Annotated in this window: 21 protein-coding genes; 13 read left to right on the plus strand and 8 right to left on the minus strand. The window is 61.4% G+C overall.

Annotated elements, in window-relative coordinates; genetic code table 11:
- Window positions 1–280 precede the first annotated feature (280 nt).
- The 6 genes from SCA01S_RS19745 to SCA01S_RS19770 form a co-directional block, all read right to left on the minus strand.
- A complete protein-coding gene (locus tag SCA01S_RS19745) occupies window positions 281–610 on the minus strand; it encodes a hypothetical protein (RefSeq protein ID WP_062788414.1) in 330 nt (109 codons plus the stop codon).
- A gap of 53 nt (window positions 611–663) precedes the next feature.
- Window positions 664–993 (minus strand): single-stranded DNA-binding protein, encoded by a 330-nt coding sequence (locus SCA01S_RS19750; RefSeq protein WP_062788416.1) that lies wholly within the window; start codon window positions 991–993, stop codon window positions 664–666.
- A 651-nt stretch (window positions 994–1,644) separates the two neighbouring features.
- Window positions 1,645–2,505: a DUF7146 domain-containing protein gene (locus SCA01S_RS19755; RefSeq protein ID WP_062788418.1), complete on the minus strand. Its 861-nt coding sequence runs from the start codon at window positions 2,503–2,505 to the stop codon at window positions 1,645–1,647.
- A gap of 58 nt (window positions 2,506–2,563) precedes the next feature.
- Window positions 2,564–2,938, minus strand: coding sequence for a DUF3768 domain-containing protein (locus SCA01S_RS19760; RefSeq protein WP_062788420.1), 375 nt, complete (start codon window positions 2,936–2,938; stop codon window positions 2,564–2,566).
- A complete protein-coding gene (locus tag SCA01S_RS19765; protein ID WP_062788422.1) occupies window positions 2,938–3,198 on the minus strand; it encodes a hypothetical protein in 261 nt (86 codons plus the stop codon). The genes SCA01S_RS19760 and SCA01S_RS19765 overlap by 1 nt, the downstream gene beginning before the upstream one ends.
- 266 nt (window positions 3,199–3,464) lie before the next feature.
- Window positions 3,465–4,064, minus strand: a complete 600-nt coding sequence (locus SCA01S_RS19770; protein ID WP_062788423.1) for an SOS response-associated peptidase — start codon at window positions 4,062–4,064, stop codon at window positions 3,465–3,467.
- Between the two features lie 83 nt (window positions 4,065–4,147).
- On the opposite strand from SCA01S_RS19770, the gene SCA01S_RS19775 reads away from it, so the two are divergent.
- The 6 genes from SCA01S_RS19775 (at window position 4,148) to SCA01S_RS19800 (ending at window position 10,141) form a co-directional block, all read left to right on the plus strand.
- The gene (locus SCA01S_RS19775) at window positions 4,148–4,333 is read left to right on the plus strand and encodes a DUF6771 family protein (RefSeq protein WP_062788425.1); all 186 of its coding nucleotides are present in this window, start codon (window positions 4,148–4,150) and stop codon (window positions 4,331–4,333) included.
- 4 nt (window positions 4,334–4,337) lie between these two features.
- Window positions 4,338–4,664: a hypothetical protein gene (locus SCA01S_RS19780; protein ID WP_062788427.1), complete on the plus strand. Its 327-nt coding sequence runs from the start codon at window positions 4,338–4,340 to the stop codon at window positions 4,662–4,664.
- Between the two features lie 303 nt (window positions 4,665–4,967).
- Window positions 4,968–6,773, plus strand: coding sequence for an ATP-dependent nuclease (locus tag SCA01S_RS19785; RefSeq protein ID WP_062788429.1), 1,806 nt, complete (start codon window positions 4,968–4,970; stop codon window positions 6,771–6,773).
- Complete coding sequence (locus SCA01S_RS19790; protein ID WP_062788431.1) at window positions 6,770–8,533, plus strand: UvrD-helicase domain-containing protein; 1,764 nt, start codon at window positions 6,770–6,772, stop codon at window positions 8,531–8,533. Before SCA01S_RS19785 ends, SCA01S_RS19790 begins: the two co-directional genes overlap by 4 nt.
- 164 nt (window positions 8,534–8,697) lie before the next feature.
- Window positions 8,698–9,276 carry a hypothetical protein gene (locus SCA01S_RS19795; RefSeq protein ID WP_062788433.1) on the plus strand — a complete coding sequence of 193 codons (579 nt, stop codon included), beginning with the start codon at window positions 8,698–8,700 and terminating at the stop codon, window positions 9,274–9,276.
- 268 nt (window positions 9,277–9,544) lie between these two features.
- Complete coding sequence (locus SCA01S_RS19800) at window positions 9,545–10,141, plus strand: hypothetical protein (protein ID WP_062788435.1); 597 nt, start codon at window positions 9,545–9,547, stop codon at window positions 10,139–10,141.
- Window positions 10,142–10,355: 214 nt separating this feature from the next.
- On the opposite strand, the gene SCA01S_RS19805 is transcribed toward SCA01S_RS19800, so the two are convergent.
- Complete coding sequence (locus SCA01S_RS19805; protein WP_062788437.1) at window positions 10,356–11,021, minus strand: O-methyltransferase; 666 nt, start codon at window positions 11,019–11,021, stop codon at window positions 10,356–10,358.
- 50 nt (window positions 11,022–11,071) lie between these two features.
- Between SCA01S_RS19805 and SCA01S_RS19810 the strand changes: the two genes are divergently transcribed.
- Window positions 11,072–11,770 carry a TetR/AcrR family transcriptional regulator gene (locus SCA01S_RS19810; RefSeq protein WP_245652825.1) on the plus strand — a complete coding sequence of 233 codons (699 nt, stop codon included), beginning with the start codon at window positions 11,072–11,074 and terminating at the stop codon, window positions 11,768–11,770.
- A 129-nt stretch (window positions 11,771–11,899) separates the two neighbouring features.
- On the opposite strand, the gene SCA01S_RS21960 is transcribed toward SCA01S_RS19810, so the two are convergent.
- Window positions 11,900–12,355: a pentapeptide repeat-containing protein gene (locus tag SCA01S_RS21960; RefSeq protein WP_084391147.1), complete on the minus strand. Its 456-nt coding sequence runs from the start codon at window positions 12,353–12,355 to the stop codon at window positions 11,900–11,902.
- Window positions 12,356–12,501: 146 nt separating this feature from the next.
- On the opposite strand from SCA01S_RS21960, the gene SCA01S_RS19820 reads away from it, so the two are divergent.
- From SCA01S_RS19820 to SCA01S_RS19850, 6 genes are all read left to right on the plus strand, one after another.
- Window positions 12,502–12,780, plus strand: coding sequence for a hypothetical protein (locus SCA01S_RS19820; protein ID WP_156306705.1), 279 nt, complete (start codon window positions 12,502–12,504; stop codon window positions 12,778–12,780).
- Window positions 12,781–13,009: 229 nt separating this feature from the next.
- Window positions 13,010–13,657, plus strand: coding sequence for a GNAT family N-acetyltransferase (locus SCA01S_RS19825; RefSeq protein ID WP_084391148.1), 648 nt, complete (start codon window positions 13,010–13,012; stop codon window positions 13,655–13,657).
- 316 nt (window positions 13,658–13,973) lie between these two features.
- The gene (locus SCA01S_RS19835) at window positions 13,974–15,635 is read left to right on the plus strand and encodes a M28 family peptidase (RefSeq protein ID WP_062788442.1); all 1,662 of its coding nucleotides are present in this window, start codon (window positions 13,974–13,976) and stop codon (window positions 15,633–15,635) included.
- A 278-nt stretch (window positions 15,636–15,913) separates the two neighbouring features.
- Window positions 15,914–16,237, plus strand: coding sequence for a hypothetical protein (locus SCA01S_RS19840; protein WP_157089058.1), 324 nt, complete (start codon window positions 15,914–15,916; stop codon window positions 16,235–16,237).
- Window positions 16,238–16,747: 510 nt separating this feature from the next.
- The gene (locus tag SCA01S_RS19845; RefSeq protein ID WP_062788446.1) at window positions 16,748–17,584 is read left to right on the plus strand and encodes a PhzF family phenazine biosynthesis protein; all 837 of its coding nucleotides are present in this window, start codon (window positions 16,748–16,750) and stop codon (window positions 17,582–17,584) included.
- A complete protein-coding gene (locus tag SCA01S_RS19850; protein WP_062788448.1) occupies window positions 17,581–18,045 on the plus strand; it encodes a GNAT family N-acetyltransferase in 465 nt (154 codons plus the stop codon). Before SCA01S_RS19845 ends, SCA01S_RS19850 begins: the two co-directional genes overlap by 4 nt.
- The last annotated feature ends 107 nt before the right edge of the window (window positions 18,046–18,152 follow it).

An 18,152-nucleotide genomic window follows, 5' to 3' on the forward strand; every position in this document is an offset into this window, starting at 1 on the left:
GGCCCGGATCGGGCCGCCTGCCAAAATTGGGGGAACCGCGTCTCCTTGACGGGCACCAGACCGGCTTGCCAGACTGGGACGACCCGCCGCCCCCCTTCCCTTCCCGACCAACCGCCAGGGCCATGGCCGGTCCTGCACGACCTGCCCGGCCACCCGGCGCGATTGCCGCCCCGTCCATGGTCAGGCTGCCAGGAGATCGCGGCCATCAGGGGGCAACCCGGACGGGCCGACATGCCCGATCAGGAGTGGCCGGCGCCGCCCGAAGCGGCGCCGGCCAGGCTCAATGCAGGCGGTCGCGCTCGCCCAGCCAGGGATCGAGACTGGTGATCTGGTGCTCGCCGGCGACCAGGCTCCAGGCGGCGACGAGCTCGCCGTAGTATTCGTGGTCGACCAGGGTTTCCGCGCTGGCCATGCCGTGCTCGGCTTCTTCCCAGGCCCGGGCATGGGCGGCATCGGTGGCGCTGGCGATGGCATTGGCGAGATGGGCGGCGATTTCTGCGGGCGGCATCGCCCTGGCCTGGCGGCGCAGGCGAGCGACCATGGCCGGATTGCGGGCCGTGATGCCGGTGAGGACGCAGGCGACCTCGTCGAGGATCGAGAAGAGCTGCATGACGTGGGGCTCCCGGATAAGGAGCGGGCGGCCGCCAGGGCCGCCCGGCTGGGTCAGAGGAACTCGATCTCGTCGGCGACGATCTCGGTGTTGTAGTAGGTGCGGCCATCCTTCTCGTTGCGGCTGTAGCGGATCTCGCCGTGGACGATCAGCTTGTCGCCTTTCTTCTTGTGGTTGGCGACCGTCTTGCCCAGGCCATTGAAAGCCTTGATCGTGTGAAACTGGTCGTAGGTTTCGGGATAGCCATCCTCGCCCTTGACCACCTGGCCGTCCTTGATCACCGGGCGCGAGGTGACGAGCGTGAAACTGGCGCCGCCCTTGCTGTCGGTGCCGAAGCGGGTGATGTCCGACGTGATGCGGCCAGAAAGAAAAACCGAGTTCATGGGGGTTACTCCAGGTTCTGCCGGCGGGCCGATCCCGCCGGGATGCCCCCAGACGAAGCCCGCGTACAAGAAGCCGCTGCACCGAGCCGCGCAGCGCGAGGGGAACATCGCTTGCGTCCGGTGGTGCGGGCGCCGGCCGCAGGCCGGCAACACGGCGGGCGCAAGGGGTGTTGCAGCGGTTTCGCGCGGGCGCAGGACGGCATCCCGAACGGCGGGTCGGTCCACCGGCAGGACCAGGCCTCTTCCCCCCGAACGGCGGGTCTCGATCTGGCCAGGCCCGGACATCGCCAATGCCGCGCATCTGCCCAGGGCGCGCTGCCAGCCACCACGTCCATGCCGCAGCCCAGCGCTGATCACGACCCCGAGCCGAGGGCGCCCGGCACGCCCGATCCTGACCATTGCCACCGGTCCGGGGCAACCGGATCCGCATGGCGCTGTCGCACCGCAAGCCGGCGATGCGATCCCGGTCACGCGATCATTGCAGCCTGCATCGCCAAAGCTGCCGCCGCCCACCACCGTGTTCGGTCCAAGACGATCGACGCCCCTGTGCCAGATCGGCCCTTTCGCACCACCGCCCCGGCCGGGATGCCCTGCCCCTGCAGCCCGCGCGGCACCCCCAGTCGCTGCGCTTACCGCTTGCGTGCCCTACGATCAGGTCGCACCGCCCCGTCTCGGCTGGCCATGGTCCGGACCGATCATCGCGCCCCAATCGCCATAGCCGGCCGGACAGCGCTCGATCCGAGCAGAAATCCCGCGTGCGGCAAGACGGTCCAGCGCTCGGGACGCCGCCCGCAACCCGGCCGCATCGTTGTCCGGCAAGAGCACATAGCCGCGCTGGTGCCCGAGCGGTGGCAAGGACGCGAAATTGGCCGCCCCGAAACAGGTACCCGCTGCCTGCCCGGTAACCTGCTGGTAGGCACAGGCACTCTCGAGGCCTTCCGCCACGGCGATCTCCGGCCCATCGCTGCGCGCCGGCCACAGCCCGCCACGCGATGCGCCCAACATCATCCGCGCGGTCCGCTCTGCTGTCACGGGATCGAGAAACAGCCGCTGGACGGCCACGAGCTGGCTAAGGCGGAAGACCCCGACCAGCAGTGCCGGCTGGAAACGCAGAGCATGGCCCTTGCCCAGCGGGCAGCGCGGATGGAAGCGCAGATCGGGCGGCAGCGCGAGAACACCGCGCCGCGCGCGCAAGTAGCGCTCACCGAGGGTGCCGGCGACAGGCCTGGCCTGGTCCCACAGCCGGTGCACCAGGCGCAGGCTGGCGCCATCATGCGGTGGACCGGCCCCGAGCACCGGGAATGGGCCCAGGGCGCGCAGCGCCCGCAGCACGGCGCGCCTGTCGCAGCCGGCAAAGCAATGGACCAGCAGGCCCTTGTTGCCGGCGCGCAAGGACAGGCTCGGGGTGCGATCGGCATGGACCGGGCAACGGACCATGGCGCTGTGGCCGGCCCAGTGCCCGCCGAGGCGGGTCACCAGCGCCGCCCAGGCGCTGTCGGATTGATGCGGCATGGCAACCTCGTGCAAGCTGTGCCGGCCCGGGTGCGCAGCGCCCGGACCGGCACGCGGTTCAATAATCCTCGGGCAGCAGGATGGTCACGACGCGCCGGGTCACGGCCGGATCGGCCGGGTCGGGCGAGCCCCATACCAGGTCGCGATCGTAGCAGTCGATCTTCAGCCATACCCGCAAGCCGCGGAAGTGGATTTCCGCGAAATCGCGCTCGGGACAATCGGCAGCAAAGGAACAATCGCGGAACGCGGCGAGCAAGTCCTGCCGCAGGGCGAGGCTATCGCCCGCCCCCTCCGCCTCGTCGCCCAGCCCGCCGATGGCAGCCAGGCAGTTCCGCGTGATGACAATGCAGGCGTCGGGATCGCCGCCGCAGCGCGCGAGGTCGTTGGCGCGAGCGATCGCGGCGAGGCGATCATGATCGGGGGCGTGGTCCATCAGGCCCTCCCCGCGCTGTCGGCCAGGGCCAGGTCCTCGATCATCGCGACGAGGCCGTCGAAATCCTCCTCCGGCCCGAGCAGTTCCGCCAGATATACCACCGTATCGAGCGCGACACCCTGCTCGCGGGCGAGCTGGGCGAGATACCCGAAACGATCGCAGGCATTGTCCTCATGATAGCGCGCGAGCGGCACGACGCGCGCCGCATTGAGGTGCAAGACGGTCGCCAGGGGAATGCCGTGAAGGGAAAGGTCGGTCATGGGCTGTCTCCAGACTTTCGCGAGCCCTTGTGCTCGCACCCGCCCCGCTCCCTCTTTCCTCTTTCCGGCCAGGCCGCAGCACGGCCGACCAGGCGCGGCAAAGCCCTGCGCGTCCGGCCGGACCAGCGCGCCATCGCCACCTGTCCTTCACCGCCAGACCGCACACCCCGGGCAACCTGGCAAGCCCGACGGGCAACAGCCAGCAAGGCAAAAGGACACGATCGCGGCCCCCCGCAAACAGTTCGGATCGGACCGAATGACCGGGCTTATCCCCCCGCCCAGCGATCGCCGGTGCGTTCGATCGCCAGCGGGCCAGGCCAGGTTCGGCACAGGGCCAGGGCCGCCTCGGGTTCGCCGTCCAGCCACGCCGCCCACTGGTCGGCGCGCAGGACCACGGGCATGCGATCATGGACATCGCTCATCGCCGGGCTGCTCGCAACCATGACCATGGCATAGGTCTGCCCCCAGTCGGCCGTGGTCCGCCAGATCCCCCCGATCGCGAAGACATCGCCGCCGGGCATGCCATACCACGTTCGCGTCATCCGCCCGGCCTCGCCCTCGGGCTCGGCCCACTGGCTGACCGGGATGAGGCACCGGCGCCGGGCAAAGCTCGCGCGCCAGAACGGCGCGTGCAACTTGTCGTTACGCGCGTTGGTGACCGGTTTGGGCTTGAGCGGCTGGCCCTGCCTGCCTTTGAGCACCACCGGAAAGCCCCAGTTCATGGCGCCAACGCGACCATGGGCTACGACCAGGCCAGGGTAGCCGGGATAGACGTCCCCGGCAAAGTTCGCGCCGGGAACCGGCTGGGCTGCAAAGACACGGGCCACTTCGGCCTGGTTGGCGCGCAGGCGATAGAGATTGCACATGGGCCTGATGTCGGCCGCACGCCGCGACAAGTCAAACTGCCGGCCATCTTGCGCACTTGTTCCTCTTATGTTCCAATTGCGCGATGGAACGAATCGACCTCGACATCATGGCCAACGCCATTCTCGAAGCCCCCGGCTGGGCACGGGTTGGGATTACCGCCCCTTCCCCGACCTTGCGCGAGGATGCCGCGCGCGAACTCGCCGGCGCCATTGCCGAGCGCCTGCGCGCAGCACCGTCGCGCGCCGAGCAACTCGGCCTCAAGCTGTGACGCGATGCCACGCTGGAATGCGGCGGGACTGCTCGAACCGACCTCGCTGACCGATGCCGCGGCCCTGCGCCTGGTGGTGCGCCCGGTGTGCCGCTGTGGGCACAGCATGACATTCGACCCGCATGGCCTGTGGTGGCATTTCCACAAGCGCGGCTGGGACGACCGCCTGCCCCAGGTAAAAAACCGCTTCTGGTGCATCTGCTGCCTGGCACAATGGCGCCGGAAAGTCCGCCCGATCCGCATCGAAGCGATCAACGCGCCCAGCGCCGCCATCCTGCTGCCCATGCCGCCCGACCACGAATGGAAACGCCAGTCCCGCGCCCTCCGTTAAGTCTGAGATGGGGGACACTTGCGACTGTCCGGAATTCGAAGCAGGACGGCGGTAAGCTGCCAGTCATTTAGGTTGGTCATGCGTTCGGATGATTAGAAGAGGTCCATGCCCCTGCGGTCAATTCGCCAGCTTTCGATCCTCACGCTGCAGTGCCAGACACGGCCTTAGTCTCAGTTGCCTGAGGATCCCAAGAAAAATCAAAGTTGGTGGGGCCATTGCGAACGTGCTTGTCTTGGCGTTGTTTCTAATTCATGCACATAGCATCGGCGCGCCGCTTCGCCGCCGAATGGTCGGGTGAGGGTGATGCGGGTAGCGCGGATCGTAATTCAGAACTTTCGTACATTCGCATCGCTTGACGTGAATGTCGCTGATGATCTGTGCTGTATCATTGGGGAGAACAACACCGGTAAGACCGCGATCCTGCGCGCGATCCAGATCTGTCTCGACAATATGTTACCGTCGAGTTTCCGGTCCCTGCTGCGCGAGGACATTCACTCCGCAGTCGATATTGCTGAGCCAAGCCAAGTTTTAATCGGCATAGAGCTGACAGGGTTTGAGGGCAGGGTGAACGAAGAGGCTCTGGTCAGCACTTGGAAGACTGCCGCGGATCGCGCGCGCATATTCTACCGCTTCCGCCCTCGCCCGGCTGTCCGGGAACAGCTTGCGAGTGGCGATATCGCACCAGGGACGCTGACCCTTGAGGACTATCAGTGGGAAATCCGCGGCGGCGGTGATCCTGCAATCGACCTTACCGACATTGCATGGGATGACGAGGGGATCGGCGAGTCCGTGCGCTTCGCCGACCTGCAATCCTACCTTCTAGTTCATCTGCCCGCGCTCCGCGATGTCGAGAACGACCTGCGCAATCCCCGCCAGTCACCGCTTATCCGCCTAATCGAGGCGTTCGAGATCGATGGGGCCGAGCAGGATGCCTTGATTGCCATCCTAGACCAGGCCAATCAGGCAATCGCGAACTCGGCGACTATCGCCGAGATTGCAGACGCAATCGACGCGCGGTTCAAGGATGTCTCTGGCCCCGCGTTCGAGATGGACGCCACGCTTGGCCTGTCCGCCGCGACCTTCCGTGCGATCATCCGTAACCTGAAAATCATTCTTTCCGACCTGTCACTGACCTCGTTCGAGCCCAGCCGCAACGGTCTTGGCATGAACAACATTCTCTACATCGCGATCCTAATGGAATATCTACAACGGCGGATCGCGCTTAACCGCTCGGCCGGCCAGTTGATCCTGATTGAGGAGCCCGAAGCGCATCTCCATCCTCAACTGCAATTCTCTCTGATCTCAGCACTGCGCGCGATTGGCGTGCAGACCATCCTGACCAGTCACAGCACCCAGGTGACTTCACAGGTCCCTCTGAGCAGCATTGTATCGCTTACCAAGCGCGAAGATGCGACCATTGCAGCGGGCAATCTCGCGCTCAATGCGGCGTTGACCGCGCCAGAGATTGCCGATCTCGAGCGCTATCTTGACGCAACCAAGAGCGCATTGCTCTACGCCCGCAAGGTCATGCTGGTCGAAGGGCCGGCCGAGATGTTTCTGATCCCGGCGCTGATCGAGCAGGTGTACGGCGTGAAGCTCGAAAGGCTCGGCATTTCGGTTATCGCGATTCATGGCGTCCATTTCGACGTCTATGCCAAGCTGTTCCGCGCCGGCTCGCTCGAGAAGAAATGCGCCATCGTAGCCGATGCTGACATGAAGCCGTCCGACGCCGAGGACTTCGATCCGGAAACCGACGCCCCCGATCTGGCGGCACTGGAAGGCGACTTTGTGTCCACATTCGCGGGCGCCACAACTTTCGAACGCGAACTGGTATCGGTCGGGCGCCTGCCGATGCTGATCGAGACAGTTCGCGCCCTCGGCGCGCCGCAGATCCTTGCGCAGATGGAAAATGGGCTCGCGACTCTCGCGCTCGGGGGACTGGGCCTCGCGGAAGAGACGGCGCTGCGCGTCGAGCTTGGACGTATCACGCTCAGTACTGCCAAGCGCTTCGGCAAAGCGCGTTTCGCGCAGATAGCGGCGCGCTACGCCAATCTCGCGGCCGATCTGCCGCCCTATATCGAGCAGGCCTATGAGTGGCTCACCGAATGATCCGGCTAACACCCGAACAGCGCGAAGCGGTCGAACACAACGGCAATCTACTACTGACGGCTTGCCCAGGCAGCGGAAAAACGCGGGTCATTCTCGCCAAGCTGCTGACGCTGGCCGATCAGGTCGTCGGCACGCCTCAGTTCATCGGCTGCATCACCTATACAAATGCCGCGGTCGACGAAATCGAGGCCCGTTTACGCGCCTACGGCAACAACGCGATCGCAGACCGCTGTGAAATCTCCACGATCCACGCTTTCTGCCTGCAATTTATCCTGCGCCCCTATAGCTGGCTGATTCCCGAGGTGCCGCCGTCGTTTCAAGTGCTCTCCCGCGAGAACAGCTTGTTTGAGCAGATCGTGACGGCGGTCGAGGACTTCTTCGGTCGCAAGCCCGCCGGGCAGGTGTTCGAGGACTATGAATCGCTTCGCATCGACGTGAACGGCGAACCCTGTGGCCAAGGTATCGAGACAGGCATCGTCACCGACGAATCCGCCGCGCTCTATTGGGAGCGGGTCCGCGACCACGGATACCTCGATTTCGCGATGATCCTCTATTATTCATGGAAAATTCTCGAACAGCACCAGTTCGTCGGACGCGGCATCGCGAGCCGCTTTGCTTGGCTACTAATTGACGAATTCCAGGATACAACAGACATCCAGATCGCAATTTTCGGTGCGCTCCAGCATTTCCTCCACACCCGCTTCTTTCTCGTAGGTGACCAGAACCAGTCGATCATGCGTTTCGCCGGCGCTCGCCCCGAACTCGCCGAGCAGTTTGGTGATAAAATCGACGCGCACCGCGATACGGCCCTGACCGGCAACTTCCGATGTGGGCCGGCCATAGTCAGCACTGCATCAACACTCATCCCGACCGTACCGGGGATGCATTCGGCGGGCGATGCAGCCAAGCTCGCGGCAAAAGTGAACTACGTTCATGTCGGCCGACCGATCGATGCCATTACTGACCATTTCCTGCCGGCCCTGCAGGACGCCGGCATACCGCTCGGCAAGGCTGCGATCCTTGCGCCATGGTGGACGCATCTTATCCCCGTCGCCCGCGCCCTCAGGGAATTCGACGTGCCGGTTTTCGGTCCGGGCGCGCGCCCCTACAAGCGTCGGCGCCTGCTGGCTGGACTTGCTGAACAACTTGGAGCCTGTGCTGAGGCCGGAAATTACCTCGGACTCCCGAGTATCGAGCGGGCTCTGTTTCGCCTAGTCGGTGATCTCACAGGGAATTCGCGCTACGACATCTTCAGCTATCAGGGGCGTCGCGTGGCGCTCGGCCTGATCTATCTCGCACGTGAACTTGCAAACCAGCATCCCGGCGGCGTAGCTTGGCTGCGCGCGATCGCTCGCGAGGCTGGTGATTATCTGGAACGCGAGGAATGGTTGCCGGGCAGCGCCAAACAGCCGCTCATCGATTCCGCCGAGGAAATGTTGTCCGACATGCAGGCCAGCAAGGTCGATCTCGCGAATCTGCTGATCTCTGATATGGGCCTGTTTGCCAATCCCGAGAATGCGCTCAAGCTGATCACGCTGCACAATTCCAAAGGGCGAGAATTCGATGGCGTTGCCCTGATCTGCATGAACAATGGTAGTATCCCGCATTTTTCGACATCGACGCAGGACGCTTATGACGAGTCTCGGCGGCTATTCTACGTCGGCCTGACGCGCGCCAAGCGCATCCTTGTCGTCGCGTCGGATCAGTCTCATTGGAAGAACACGCCGACCCCCTTTATCGGGGAGGCTGGCCTTGGATGATGGCGGCGCCGGTGCCTGAAATAGCATCCTCGACTCACGCCGCCCCCCGAATCTCGCAAAATGGATCGCTATATTGTGACGCGGCTCTAAGGCGATCACCTATGTCCACAAGTAAATCTAGTAACATTTGGAATGCGAAACAGCCAATGCATCCGGGGGACTAAATGCAGAAGCACTTGATGATCGCTGTGAACTGGTATGGACCTTACGCTACCATCAAGGCAGCGCGTGAATCCGCCAGAGAATTTTACGGTGAAGGCCTCTATTTCGCGATAGGTCGTCGCGAAGGGGAAACGCGCCGCTCAATGCAATATATTGGAATTGGGGGCGACATCCAAACCAGGCTCAAGAACGATCATCATAAATTGAAGCTGGTACAATCGAGCTTGCAAATCTGGCTTGGCGAAATCGCTACCGCTGGCCCATCGGGACGGCGGCTGAAAATCACAAAGCCGACACTCGACTATGCAGAATGGCTCCACGCCTTTTACCTGCCGTTGCAGCTCAATGAGAAAAAGACGCGAAGTGCGCCAGATCGGAGCGTGACGGTGATGAACAAGTGGTATTCCTGCAAGGACTGGATCACTCCGCAGAACCGTCCCCACCCTGGCTGGCCCGATTTGATCGACTATCCGCATGACGACATTTCGAATACAAATATCGTATGGTTCGGTGAGAAAATGGTGGAAAGTGACAGTCAGCCGAGGACGCGACAGTCGCCAAACTTTAAAATAACAGGCTAGACGGATCTAATGACAAATCCCATGTCCATTCCCCAGCGCCCGGAACGGCTGAAGGAATATTTCTCAACCGGCTCATAGTGATGAACCTACGGCTGCCTCCGGTGGTGACGTGTTCATATCTAAATGCCTGCTATTGGGGCGAAGATCATGCCTCGGGTGGCTGCGCGCTTCGACGACCCGACTTGGGCCCCACACACTGGTCGCGCGCTCCGGAAAATAAGTGCGCGCGGCTCTCGCCAAATGCTCAACGCAAGGCTACGTTCTACAGATGTTCATGACCTCCAGCCTAAGTGAAGCTGTTTCAAGCGGAACTGTCGGCCGCGAGTATCGCATCGCGCTGACCGACTACGAACGTTGCCTTGCCGACGCCATTAACCTCGAGGATGACTGGGATTGTCCGGAGGCCCACGAGATCTACCTTGCTAATGCACGGCTCATTCCCGAGTTGCTCGCAGCGCTCGCTAAGCGCGGTGCAATGCCGTCGCACTGGCTGAAATACTGGACGGATCCGGCGTGCAATCCGGGACGGATCAGGGCCTCGCGGCAGGGGCTGTTCGAACGCAACGGCTGCATGGGCGAAGACATCTACACCCATCCAAATTTCGTGAGACACCTGCGCTACCTGCTCCTGGGATGCGAACTCACACGGCATTTGCGCGAAACCTTCTTGAAGAAGGCCGGAAATCCACGCTGGATCAGCTCGCGCGATGCCATTGACCTTGGCAAGTTTGCCCGCAAGCTTGCCCGGGAGAACGGCCTCGCAGCTTACGAGGCGACCGAGGAATTCCTCAAGCTCGCGCTCGAAAGCGGATTCACGGCTTCCGCCGCTCTGACCCTGCGAGAGGCGGTTAGCCAGCTTCGCTGACGGTCGCCGGTTCAATGTCAATAATTTACACTGGGGCGTGCGAGATGGAAGCGTTCTATCGTCGGATCAAGCCGGACTCATCGTTGTGAACGAGCGGCAGGTTCCGACGGCACAGGCAGAGCTTCCGAATGTCTGCTATTAAGTCGCAACTGCGTCATCTCGCGCCCACGCCCCGGTTGCTTGGCGCCACGGCGTGGGCGAGAATGGGCGCAGCTCAGCCCACGCGCATGGACAGCTCCACATCCTGCGCAAAAGGAAGCGAGAGATAACCGCCAGCGTGAGCGCGCACTTTGGCCAGATAGTCCGGGCAATAGTCGGCATTGTCGGCCAGGATCAGCGAACCGGGCCGCAGATGCGGTTCCAGTACCGCCAGAACGTCGAGATAAAGCGCCTTGGCCCCGTCAAGCAGCACAAGGTCGATGATTGGCGGCAGGTCACGCGCCAAGGTTTCCAATGCATCCCCGGCGCGGATTTCAACCAGATCGTCGAGCTCCGCTTCGGCCAGATGGGCTTGGGCGCGGGCGATCTTGCCGGTTTCAAATTCGCTGGTAATCAGGCACCCACCGCCATTGTCGCGCAGCGCGGCCGCCATATGCAGGGTCGACAGGCCGAACGAGGTGCCGAATTCGACAATGGCCCGCGCGCCCTTGGTGCGGGCCAGCATGTAGAGCAGGTGCCCAACCTCGCGCGAGACGGGCAGAGGCATGTCTTTCAACGCGCCATAGAGTTTGCGCCAATCATCCTTGCTGCGCATCAGCCTTTCGCGTTCAGCGGGCGGGGTGGCGGCAAAGATGGGCAGGTTTTCCGGCCTCGTGGCCTCGGCCTCGGCAAACAGACGGTCCAGCAAGGGGCCAAGCGGGGCATGAGTGAGCGATGGCATGGGTTTCTCCTGAGCGGCGGGAATTGCGCCCTTGAGAAAAATATGAGCAATTGGTCACGTTTTCTAATCGCATTGACCAAGCCATCATGACCACACCGCAAAATCCCAAGCTTTCCGCACGGAAACAGCCCCGTCAACAACGCTCGACCGAGGCTTTTGCGGCGATTCTCCAGGCCGCTGCTCAGGTTTTGGGGGCAGAGGGCGCCCGGCGTTTCACCACGGCGCGCGTGGCCGAAAGAGCGGGCATCAGCATCGGCTCGCTCTACCAATATTTCCCCAACAAGGCCGCCATCCTGTTCCGCTTGCAAAGCGATGAATGGCGCGACACCCATGCGGTGCTGGCCGGATTGCTGGCCGATACAACGCAATCCCCACCAGTGCGACTACGGGCGGTGGTTCGGGCCTTCGTCGCCTCGGAATGTGAGGAAGCCGCCATGCGACAGGCGCTTGATGATGCCGCCCCGCTCTATCGCGATGCGCCAGAAGCGCAAGCCGCGCAGGCCCAGTCCAAAGCCCCCATCTTGGCCTTTCTAACCGAGACCGCACCCCATGCATCCTTGGCGCAGTTGACCATTGCGGGCGAAATCATGGTTGGGGCGCTCAAGGTTTTGGGCAAAGCACTATCGCAAAGCGATCAGAGCCGAGAGGAGATCGCTGCCCGCACCGAAGCATTGGCTGACATGCTCTGCGCCTATCTGGCCACGCTGGAGCCTCGGGGCAGTTGGCGTGACATCGGGCGCGCCTGCTGAATAAATCAACGACCGGTTTCGATGCCCCGCCGCCTGGCGCTGAATGTCGCGTTTTGCGGCGATCTTGGTGGAGGACGAGGCGATGATCAAAATGACAGTTCGCGCCCATTTGCCGATGTTCCAGTTGGATCAACGAGTGACCTTCCTCAACCCTTGATCTTCGGGGTCGAAGCCCTGCGGGAATTGGGTCGCATCATTGTATTTAGCGCCAGTCAGCAACGCGCCTTGCAGTTTAGCGTTGGCGAGGCAGGCGCCTTGCAGTTGTGTAGCTCCTCCGACGTTATCCTGGGTAAGATTGGCGCCTCGCAGGTCTGCGCCTGCCAATCGGGCCTCTTTCAGATCTGCGCCGCGTAAAACCGCGTCACGTAGATCAGCGTCCGTGAGATCGGCGCGGAACATGATTGCCCAATAGAGGTCGGCGTTTCGCAGATCGACCGAACGTAGGCTGGCGTCACTGAAGTTGAATCCTTCAAGGTTCGCGTGGCGAAGATCGCGGCCAGACAGATCGATGCTGTCGAGATCGTGGCCGGAACGGTCATCACCTGTATCGAGTAGCTCTTGGCCTGCAGAAGTGTAGATTTTCATTGGTCGCTATATCTAACAGTTTCCTAAGGTCGGCTTTGCGCCAAAAACAATCAAAAGGCCCCCATACAGTTCCAGGAGGCCAGGCAACTTGCCAAGCGAACTATGGTCAGTCAAATCTGCTGTAGTCCTTACCGTAGGTAGATGAAATGAAGGCAGCATTCTGGCGGTTCGCTCACAAGCGCTATCATAGCAAATCGATGTCGAGCCTCACAGAGCTTGCATTTTTTATATGGTCGCTGTTTTTCGTGATGGTTTACGGTGCGGCCTTTCTGGCAGGATGGCAGCCGAGCGTGTTGGAGGCGATTTTGGGTGCCGCGCTAATTGGCGCGCCCACTGCCGTTGGATTTGCCCATCGGCTTATCCGCCTTGAGGCTTTGAAAGGCCCTGATGCTCTCTACCGAAAACGGTTGGCAACCAGCCGCTAATTTGGCCTCCCATTCAACCCAGGTCATTCATGGGGCCAGCGGCATCGATAAACAAACGACCGCTTCCGGCGTACCAAATCAGGCGCCCGAACGACGGCTATGAGGGCGGTTCGTGGCGACCGATTGAGTGCCGCTGGAACCGGCAGCACGCGGCCCAATTTCCGTCGGTCGAGCGCGAAGGTGGTCAGCCGGAAGCTGACTTTTTCCTGGCACGTCGTATACGTCCCGCATGGTCAGCGAAACGTTCCAATGCCCGCCCCCAATGGAATTGTCCGAGGCAGACACTTCCGACGTTGCGAGTCTATTTGCCCGCTGCTCCGACTACTTTCTCCTCCAAGACGGCGTGGCGTCCAACCTTGATGATGCCAAAGAGCTTTTTACCGACGTGCCGCCGGAAAAAAACGTTCGCGATCAAACGGTCTTAGGGTGGCGGGATGGCGACGGCTTGTATGCAGTTGCCGCCATCCTGCGTGATTATCCACTACACCGCACATGGTATCTCGGGTTCATGATAGTCGACGCTTCCCGGCGGGGTAGCGGCATTGGTCGATCGATATACGCGCAGATCGAGAATTGGACTGCTGCAAGGGGTGCAAGTGAAATCCGGTTGGCTGTACTGGAAGTAAACGAGGCAGGAGAACGCTTTTGGCGATCCCGTGGATTCCATGAGCTGCGGCGGGTCGGGCCGGACACGTTTAAGATGCGGAGCCATCGCCGGGTCGAGTTCGGCCGTCGTGTCAATTCGGCTGAGGCAGGTGTAGCGGTCGATAGCTGCCGGTCGCTTTCCCCAACCCAGGCCATTTATGGGGCCAGCGACATCGATAAACAGACGACCGCTTTCGGCGTACGAACTCAGGCGCCGAAACGGCCGCTATAAGGGCGGGCACGGCGCCCGATTGGGTGCCGCTGGAACCGGCAGCACGCGCCTACTTGCGGACGTTGATCATAAACTTGAGAATGTCGCTGTCCCGATCAATCAGCGACCTGTTGCCATTCCGCCGAATACGGGAGAGCGCCTTCTTGCGGAATTGCTGATGCGCGTTGATCTGCTTCTCTACCCATCGCCGCGGATGGGGATTGGATAGCGCAATCCGCTCGGCCTCGATTATGCTCGCATCGTGCCGGAGGCGTAGCTCATTGATCAGTGATAAGATGATGTGCAAGTGCACTAACTTGATTTGGGGGCATTGATCATGCGTTTTGTTGCCGGCCTTTTTCTGCTTTCCTCCGCTCTTGCATCACATTGCGCGCAAGCTGCACCCGCGCCGCTTTTCAAAGCGGAACGCATCTCGGATGATATCCGGATTTTGGCGTCCGACGAATTTGAGGGACGCAGCCCGGCCACCAAGGGCGAGACGCTGACCACCGCCTATCTGATCAAGCAGTTCAAGGAGGCCGGGCTGAAACCCGGCGGCGAGATCGTGAGAGGCCACCGCACGTGGACTCAGGACGTGCCGCTACAACACGCCACCTTTCTGACTATGCCTCAGGCCAGCCTTTCTGGCTTAGGCCCGCTGGTGCAGCGCAAGGACATCGCGATACGCCCGCCTCAGCACGGCGGCGCTTCATATCAAGTGACCGGGGCGCCTTTGGTGTTCGTCGGCTATGGAGTTGCTGCGCCTGAGTTGCACTGGGATGATTTCAAGGGTCTGGATCTTAAAGGTAAGATCGCCGTGGTTTTGGTCAATGATCCCGATTTCGAGGATCCGGGCTGCAAGTTGGGCTGCGCATTTGGCGGCAAGGCGATGACCTATTATGGGCGCTGGACCTACAAATACGAGGAAATGGCGCGCAGAGGGGCCGCCGGCGTGCTGGTGGTGCACGAGGACAAGCCCGCAGCTTATGGCTGGGCCACGGTCGCAGGGTCCAACACCTTCGACTCGTTTGACATTCTACGCAAAGCGCCAACCTTGGCCCACACCCCGCTGGAAGCTTGGATCACAAGGGACACAGCCCTTGCCATGTTCAAAGCATCTGGCGTTGATTTTGAAGCCGCCAAGGCCAAGGCGATGACCCGTGAATTCATACCTGTCACCCTGACGCCAACGTTCAGTGCCAGCTACTCGGCCAGGGTGGAAGTCATTCACAGCAAGAACGTTGTCGCTCTGGTGCAGGGCAAGCAGCGTCCGCATGAAACTGTCCTTTATTCGGCCCATTGGGACCATCTTGGGATTGGCGACCCAGATGCGCATGGCGACAGAATTGCCAATGGCGCCAAGGATAACGCTGCAGGCACCGCGCTGTTGCTGGAACTGGCGCGCGCGTGGGCCAAGGCGCCTGCGCCTGCGCGTAGCGTTGCCTTTCTTGCTGTTACTGGCGAAGAGCGCGGGCTGCTGGGCAGCGAATATTACGGCCAGAACCCGCTCTACTCGCTGGCAACCACTGCAGGCGCCATCAATCTGGATGGTGGCTTCAACGTCTTTGGTTCCACGCGTGACTTTACGGTCAAGGGTCTAGCCAAGAACGGATTGCTCGACATGCTGATCGCGCAGGGCGAGACCAATGGGCTTCGCTATACACCAGAAGCTCACCCCGAGGCGGGCACCTTCTATCGTTCAGACCATTTTTCCTTCGCCAAGGTAGGTGTCCCAGCGCTATCCTATGACCCCGGTCTGGACATGGTGGATGGTGGAACCCCACGGGGCGAGGCGCTGCGCGCCGATTATTTGGCCAAGCGCTATCACCAGAACGGCGATGAATGGAGCCGCGAATGGACTTATGATAGTGCGCTGCAAACGCTCACCATGATTTATGCGGTGGGCCGCGAACTGGCCGACGGGCACGATTGGCCACAATGGGCCAGCGACAGCGAATTCGCCCTCCGGAGAAACCAAAGTGCGAAACTGCGTCATTAGCGCAGTCGCGATAACGGTAGTGTTGCGCTCAAATCGACCGAAAAATGCGGCCGCTGCCCGCATCTGTTCCAAGGCCAATGTCTGGGCTCAAACTGACATCTGCACCACATCGGGAAACGGTAATTCTGTTTAAACCCCTGTCTTCATGTGTCGCGCAGCAACGGTGAACTAGCGGCAGGTTCCGATGTGGGCACTGAGGGCTTGAACGTCCGCTTTCGCGGCGGTCAGCGTCATATTCCGGGCGCTTACGACTTGGTCGAGTCCTTTCGATCTGACCCGTGACCTCGATGCTGAGTGAGCGGCTCTTCGTTGAGGTGAACAGTGAGACCCGTGTCGTACATGGTCACTTTCTCGAAATATCGATTGCCGTGGCGGTCGATGACCCTCTCATGTCGAGCGAGCGCACCACCTCGATTCCGTTGAGGAGTGTAGGCTATCCGCACGTTCAACAGGCGGCCCTTCGTTTTGCTTTCGCTGGCGCGCCAAGCGACACCATTCAACATGGTGCCTTGTTCGGTAAGAACATCTGGCTTTGCACCACACCCAGGACAGCGGGGCGGCGAGGCATCAACGAGTTCGGCGACTATAAGCGCATCGCATAGTGCACATTTACAGAGGAGAAAGCCGGGCATGCGATTTCTTAAGCTCCCACTTCGGTATCTGGGATGGCAGATAAACGTAGGGCAGGTTACAACAACATAGTTAGGCGGCCTCAATGCCTGCTTTCGCGGCGATGCTGGCGGCGGGCCGAATTTTGCTAGAACCGGCAGCAGCCGACCAGATATTGCCGTTCACCGCTGTTAGCCCAAGCGTCCGAACTTGACGGAAGCCGCCGATCCGGCGCCACTAAGCCCGGAACAGTAGGCCCCGCAGACATTCCGTTCAATCGATCACACGCGCGCTCGTAACCGCCCCCTTCGAGCATGCGAGATCGTCCCGTTTCCCCATCTCCGATGCGCCATTTCGGGAAAACACAATCGGGAACAGGTTTCGGGAAAGCCAAGCCTGTCAGCGGGGCCCCGCGAATGCAGTCCCTTACTGCCCCGCGTCACATTCGTTTTTGGGAATGCCGCCAACCCGTCTAAAGTATGATCGAGATCAAGGGGGCTTAGATGGACGTTCAGCGACTGGCGGCTTTTACCTATGGAGATCGTGGTGGTAATCCGGCCGGGGTTGTTCTGTGCGACACGCTGCCAGAGTCGGCCCGTATGCAGGCGATCGCGGCCGAGATTGGTTATTCCGAGACCGTTTTCGCGGCGCGGACACCTCATGGCTATCGAGTGCGATACTTCGCTCCCAAAGCAGAGATTCCTTTCTGCGGCCATGCGACGATCGCGCTGGGGGCGGCGCTTGCTGCTAAGGAAGGTGATGGCACTTTCGAGCTCGAATTGAATGAAGGCCGAGTCTACGTCGAAGGTCGATGCAGTGTGGACGGCTTGTGCGCGGCGCTGGTGTCTCCACCAACTCGGAACAGCCCACCACCGGACGGCTTGATAAAAGCAGCCCTCACTCTGTTCACCTTGGCCGACGTGGACCTTGATCCCCGTATTCCTCCGGCGATCATCGAAGCGGGAGCGCGCCATCTATTGTTGGCGTTGCGTGACCGACAAACGCTGGCGGCCATGCGGTATGAGATGAAGGCTGGGGCGGAACTGATGCGAGCATGGGGGTTCGCGACGATCAGCCTTGTCTATGCCGAGACATTCGATCGCATCCATGCTCGCAATCCTTTCGCTGCCGGCGGCGTGTACGAAGACCCGGCGACCGGCGCTGCTGCCGCAGCCTTGGTCGGCTACTTACAAGTGCTCGATATCGAGGCCGAGAACGTCGAAATCGTGCAGGGCGAAGACATGGGCGTGCCTTGCCTCCTTCGCGTGACGGCACCGGCGCTTCTGGGAGGCGGTGCCCGCGTGCAAGGAGAGGTTCGGCACATCAAGGAGGCGGCATGACGATTATCAGGCACGCGACCTTTCCTGCTGACGGTCCCGCGCTACTGGATATCTGGCGCGAATATATCGCCAGTCCGAGCGTCAGCCTCGACTATCAGGGCAACGAGGCCGAGTTCGCGACCTTGCCCGGCAAGTATGCGGCACCCGGAGGGTGCGTGCTGCTGGCGGATCGCGGGGGTGAGATTGAGGGCTGTATCGCGTTTCGCGGCGTCAGCGCCGACATATGCGAAATGAAGCGGCTTTATGTCCGACCACGGGCGCGGGGCGGTCATCTAGGCCGCGTCTTGGTGAACCGCTTAATTTCCGAAGCCCGTGTCGCCGGCTACCGTGAAATGAGGCTCGATGTATTGGAAGAGTTCGCATCGGCTCGCAGGTTGTATGAAACTCTCGGATTCGTTCCGGCCGAGCCGGTTTCCTTCAACCCTGTTCCCGGCGCCGCCTTTCTCGGTTTGCGCCTCTAGTCGTTCGACCACAGGCTTTCCCAAATAACCATCCTTTTCGAGACCCCCGCGATGGCAGCTCTTGGCTGAAGTCGGCGGTCGGCGAGGCCACCGTGGATGGCAGGTTT

The sequence above is a fragment of the Novosphingobium capsulatum NBRC 12533 genome (assembly GCF_001598375.1).
In the GTDB taxonomy this organism is placed as follows: Bacteria; Pseudomonadota; Alphaproteobacteria; order Sphingomonadales; family Sphingomonadaceae; genus Novosphingobium; species Novosphingobium capsulatum.

What these genes read in the sequence shown, in the direction of transcription:
- SCA01S_RS19745 (WP_062788414.1), bottom strand. Translation starts at nt 610, where the DNA reads ATGCAGCTCTTCTCGATCCTCGACGAGGTCGCCTGCGTCCTCACCGGC.
- SCA01S_RS19750 (WP_062788416.1), bottom strand. Translation starts at nt 993, where the DNA reads ATGAACTCGGTTTTTCTTTCTGGCCGCATCACGTCGGACATCACCCGC.
- SCA01S_RS19755 (WP_062788418.1), bottom strand. Translation starts at nt 2,505, where the DNA reads ATGCCGCATCAATCCGACAGCGCCTGGGCGGCGCTGGTGACCCGCCTC.
- SCA01S_RS19760 (WP_062788420.1), bottom strand. Translation starts at nt 2,938, where the DNA reads ATGGACCACGCCCCCGATCATGATCGCCTCGCCGCGATCGCTCGCGCC.
- SCA01S_RS19765 (WP_062788422.1), bottom strand. Translation starts at nt 3,198, where the DNA reads ATGACCGACCTTTCCCTTCACGGCATTCCCCTGGCGACCGTCTTGCAC.
- SCA01S_RS19770 (WP_062788423.1), bottom strand. Translation starts at nt 4,064, where the DNA reads ATGTGCAATCTCTATCGCCTGCGCGCCAACCAGGCCGAAGTGGCCCGT.
- SCA01S_RS19775 (WP_062788425.1), top strand. Translation starts at nt 4,148, where the DNA reads ATGGAACGAATCGACCTCGACATCATGGCCAACGCCATTCTCGAAGCC.
- SCA01S_RS19780 (WP_062788427.1), top strand. Translation starts at nt 4,338, where the DNA reads ATGCCACGCTGGAATGCGGCGGGACTGCTCGAACCGACCTCGCTGACC.
- SCA01S_RS19785 (WP_062788429.1), top strand. Translation starts at nt 4,968, where the DNA reads ATGCGGGTAGCGCGGATCGTAATTCAGAACTTTCGTACATTCGCATCG.
- SCA01S_RS19790 (WP_062788431.1), top strand. Translation starts at nt 6,770, where the DNA reads ATGATCCGGCTAACACCCGAACAGCGCGAAGCGGTCGAACACAACGGC.
- SCA01S_RS19795 (WP_062788433.1), top strand. Translation starts at nt 8,698, where the DNA reads ATGCAGAAGCACTTGATGATCGCTGTGAACTGGTATGGACCTTACGCT.
- SCA01S_RS19800 (WP_062788435.1), top strand. Translation starts at nt 9,545, where the DNA reads ATGTTCATGACCTCCAGCCTAAGTGAAGCTGTTTCAAGCGGAACTGTC.
- SCA01S_RS19805 (WP_062788437.1), bottom strand. Translation starts at nt 11,021, where the DNA reads ATGCCATCGCTCACTCATGCCCCGCTTGGCCCCTTGCTGGACCGTCTG.
- SCA01S_RS21960 (WP_084391147.1), bottom strand. Translation starts at nt 12,355, where the DNA reads ATGAAAATCTACACTTCTGCAGGCCAAGAGCTACTCGATACAGGTGAT.
- SCA01S_RS19820 (WP_156306705.1), top strand. Translation starts at nt 12,502, where the DNA reads ATGAAGGCAGCATTCTGGCGGTTCGCTCACAAGCGCTATCATAGCAAA.
- SCA01S_RS19825 (WP_084391148.1), top strand. Translation starts at nt 13,010, where the DNA reads ATGGTCAGCGAAACGTTCCAATGCCCGCCCCCAATGGAATTGTCCGAG.
- SCA01S_RS19835 (WP_062788442.1), top strand. Translation starts at nt 13,974, where the DNA reads ATGCGTTTTGTTGCCGGCCTTTTTCTGCTTTCCTCCGCTCTTGCATCA.
- SCA01S_RS19845 (WP_062788446.1), top strand. Translation starts at nt 16,748, where the DNA reads ATGGACGTTCAGCGACTGGCGGCTTTTACCTATGGAGATCGTGGTGGT.
- SCA01S_RS19850 (WP_062788448.1), top strand. Translation starts at nt 17,581, where the DNA reads ATGACGATTATCAGGCACGCGACCTTTCCTGCTGACGGTCCCGCGCTA.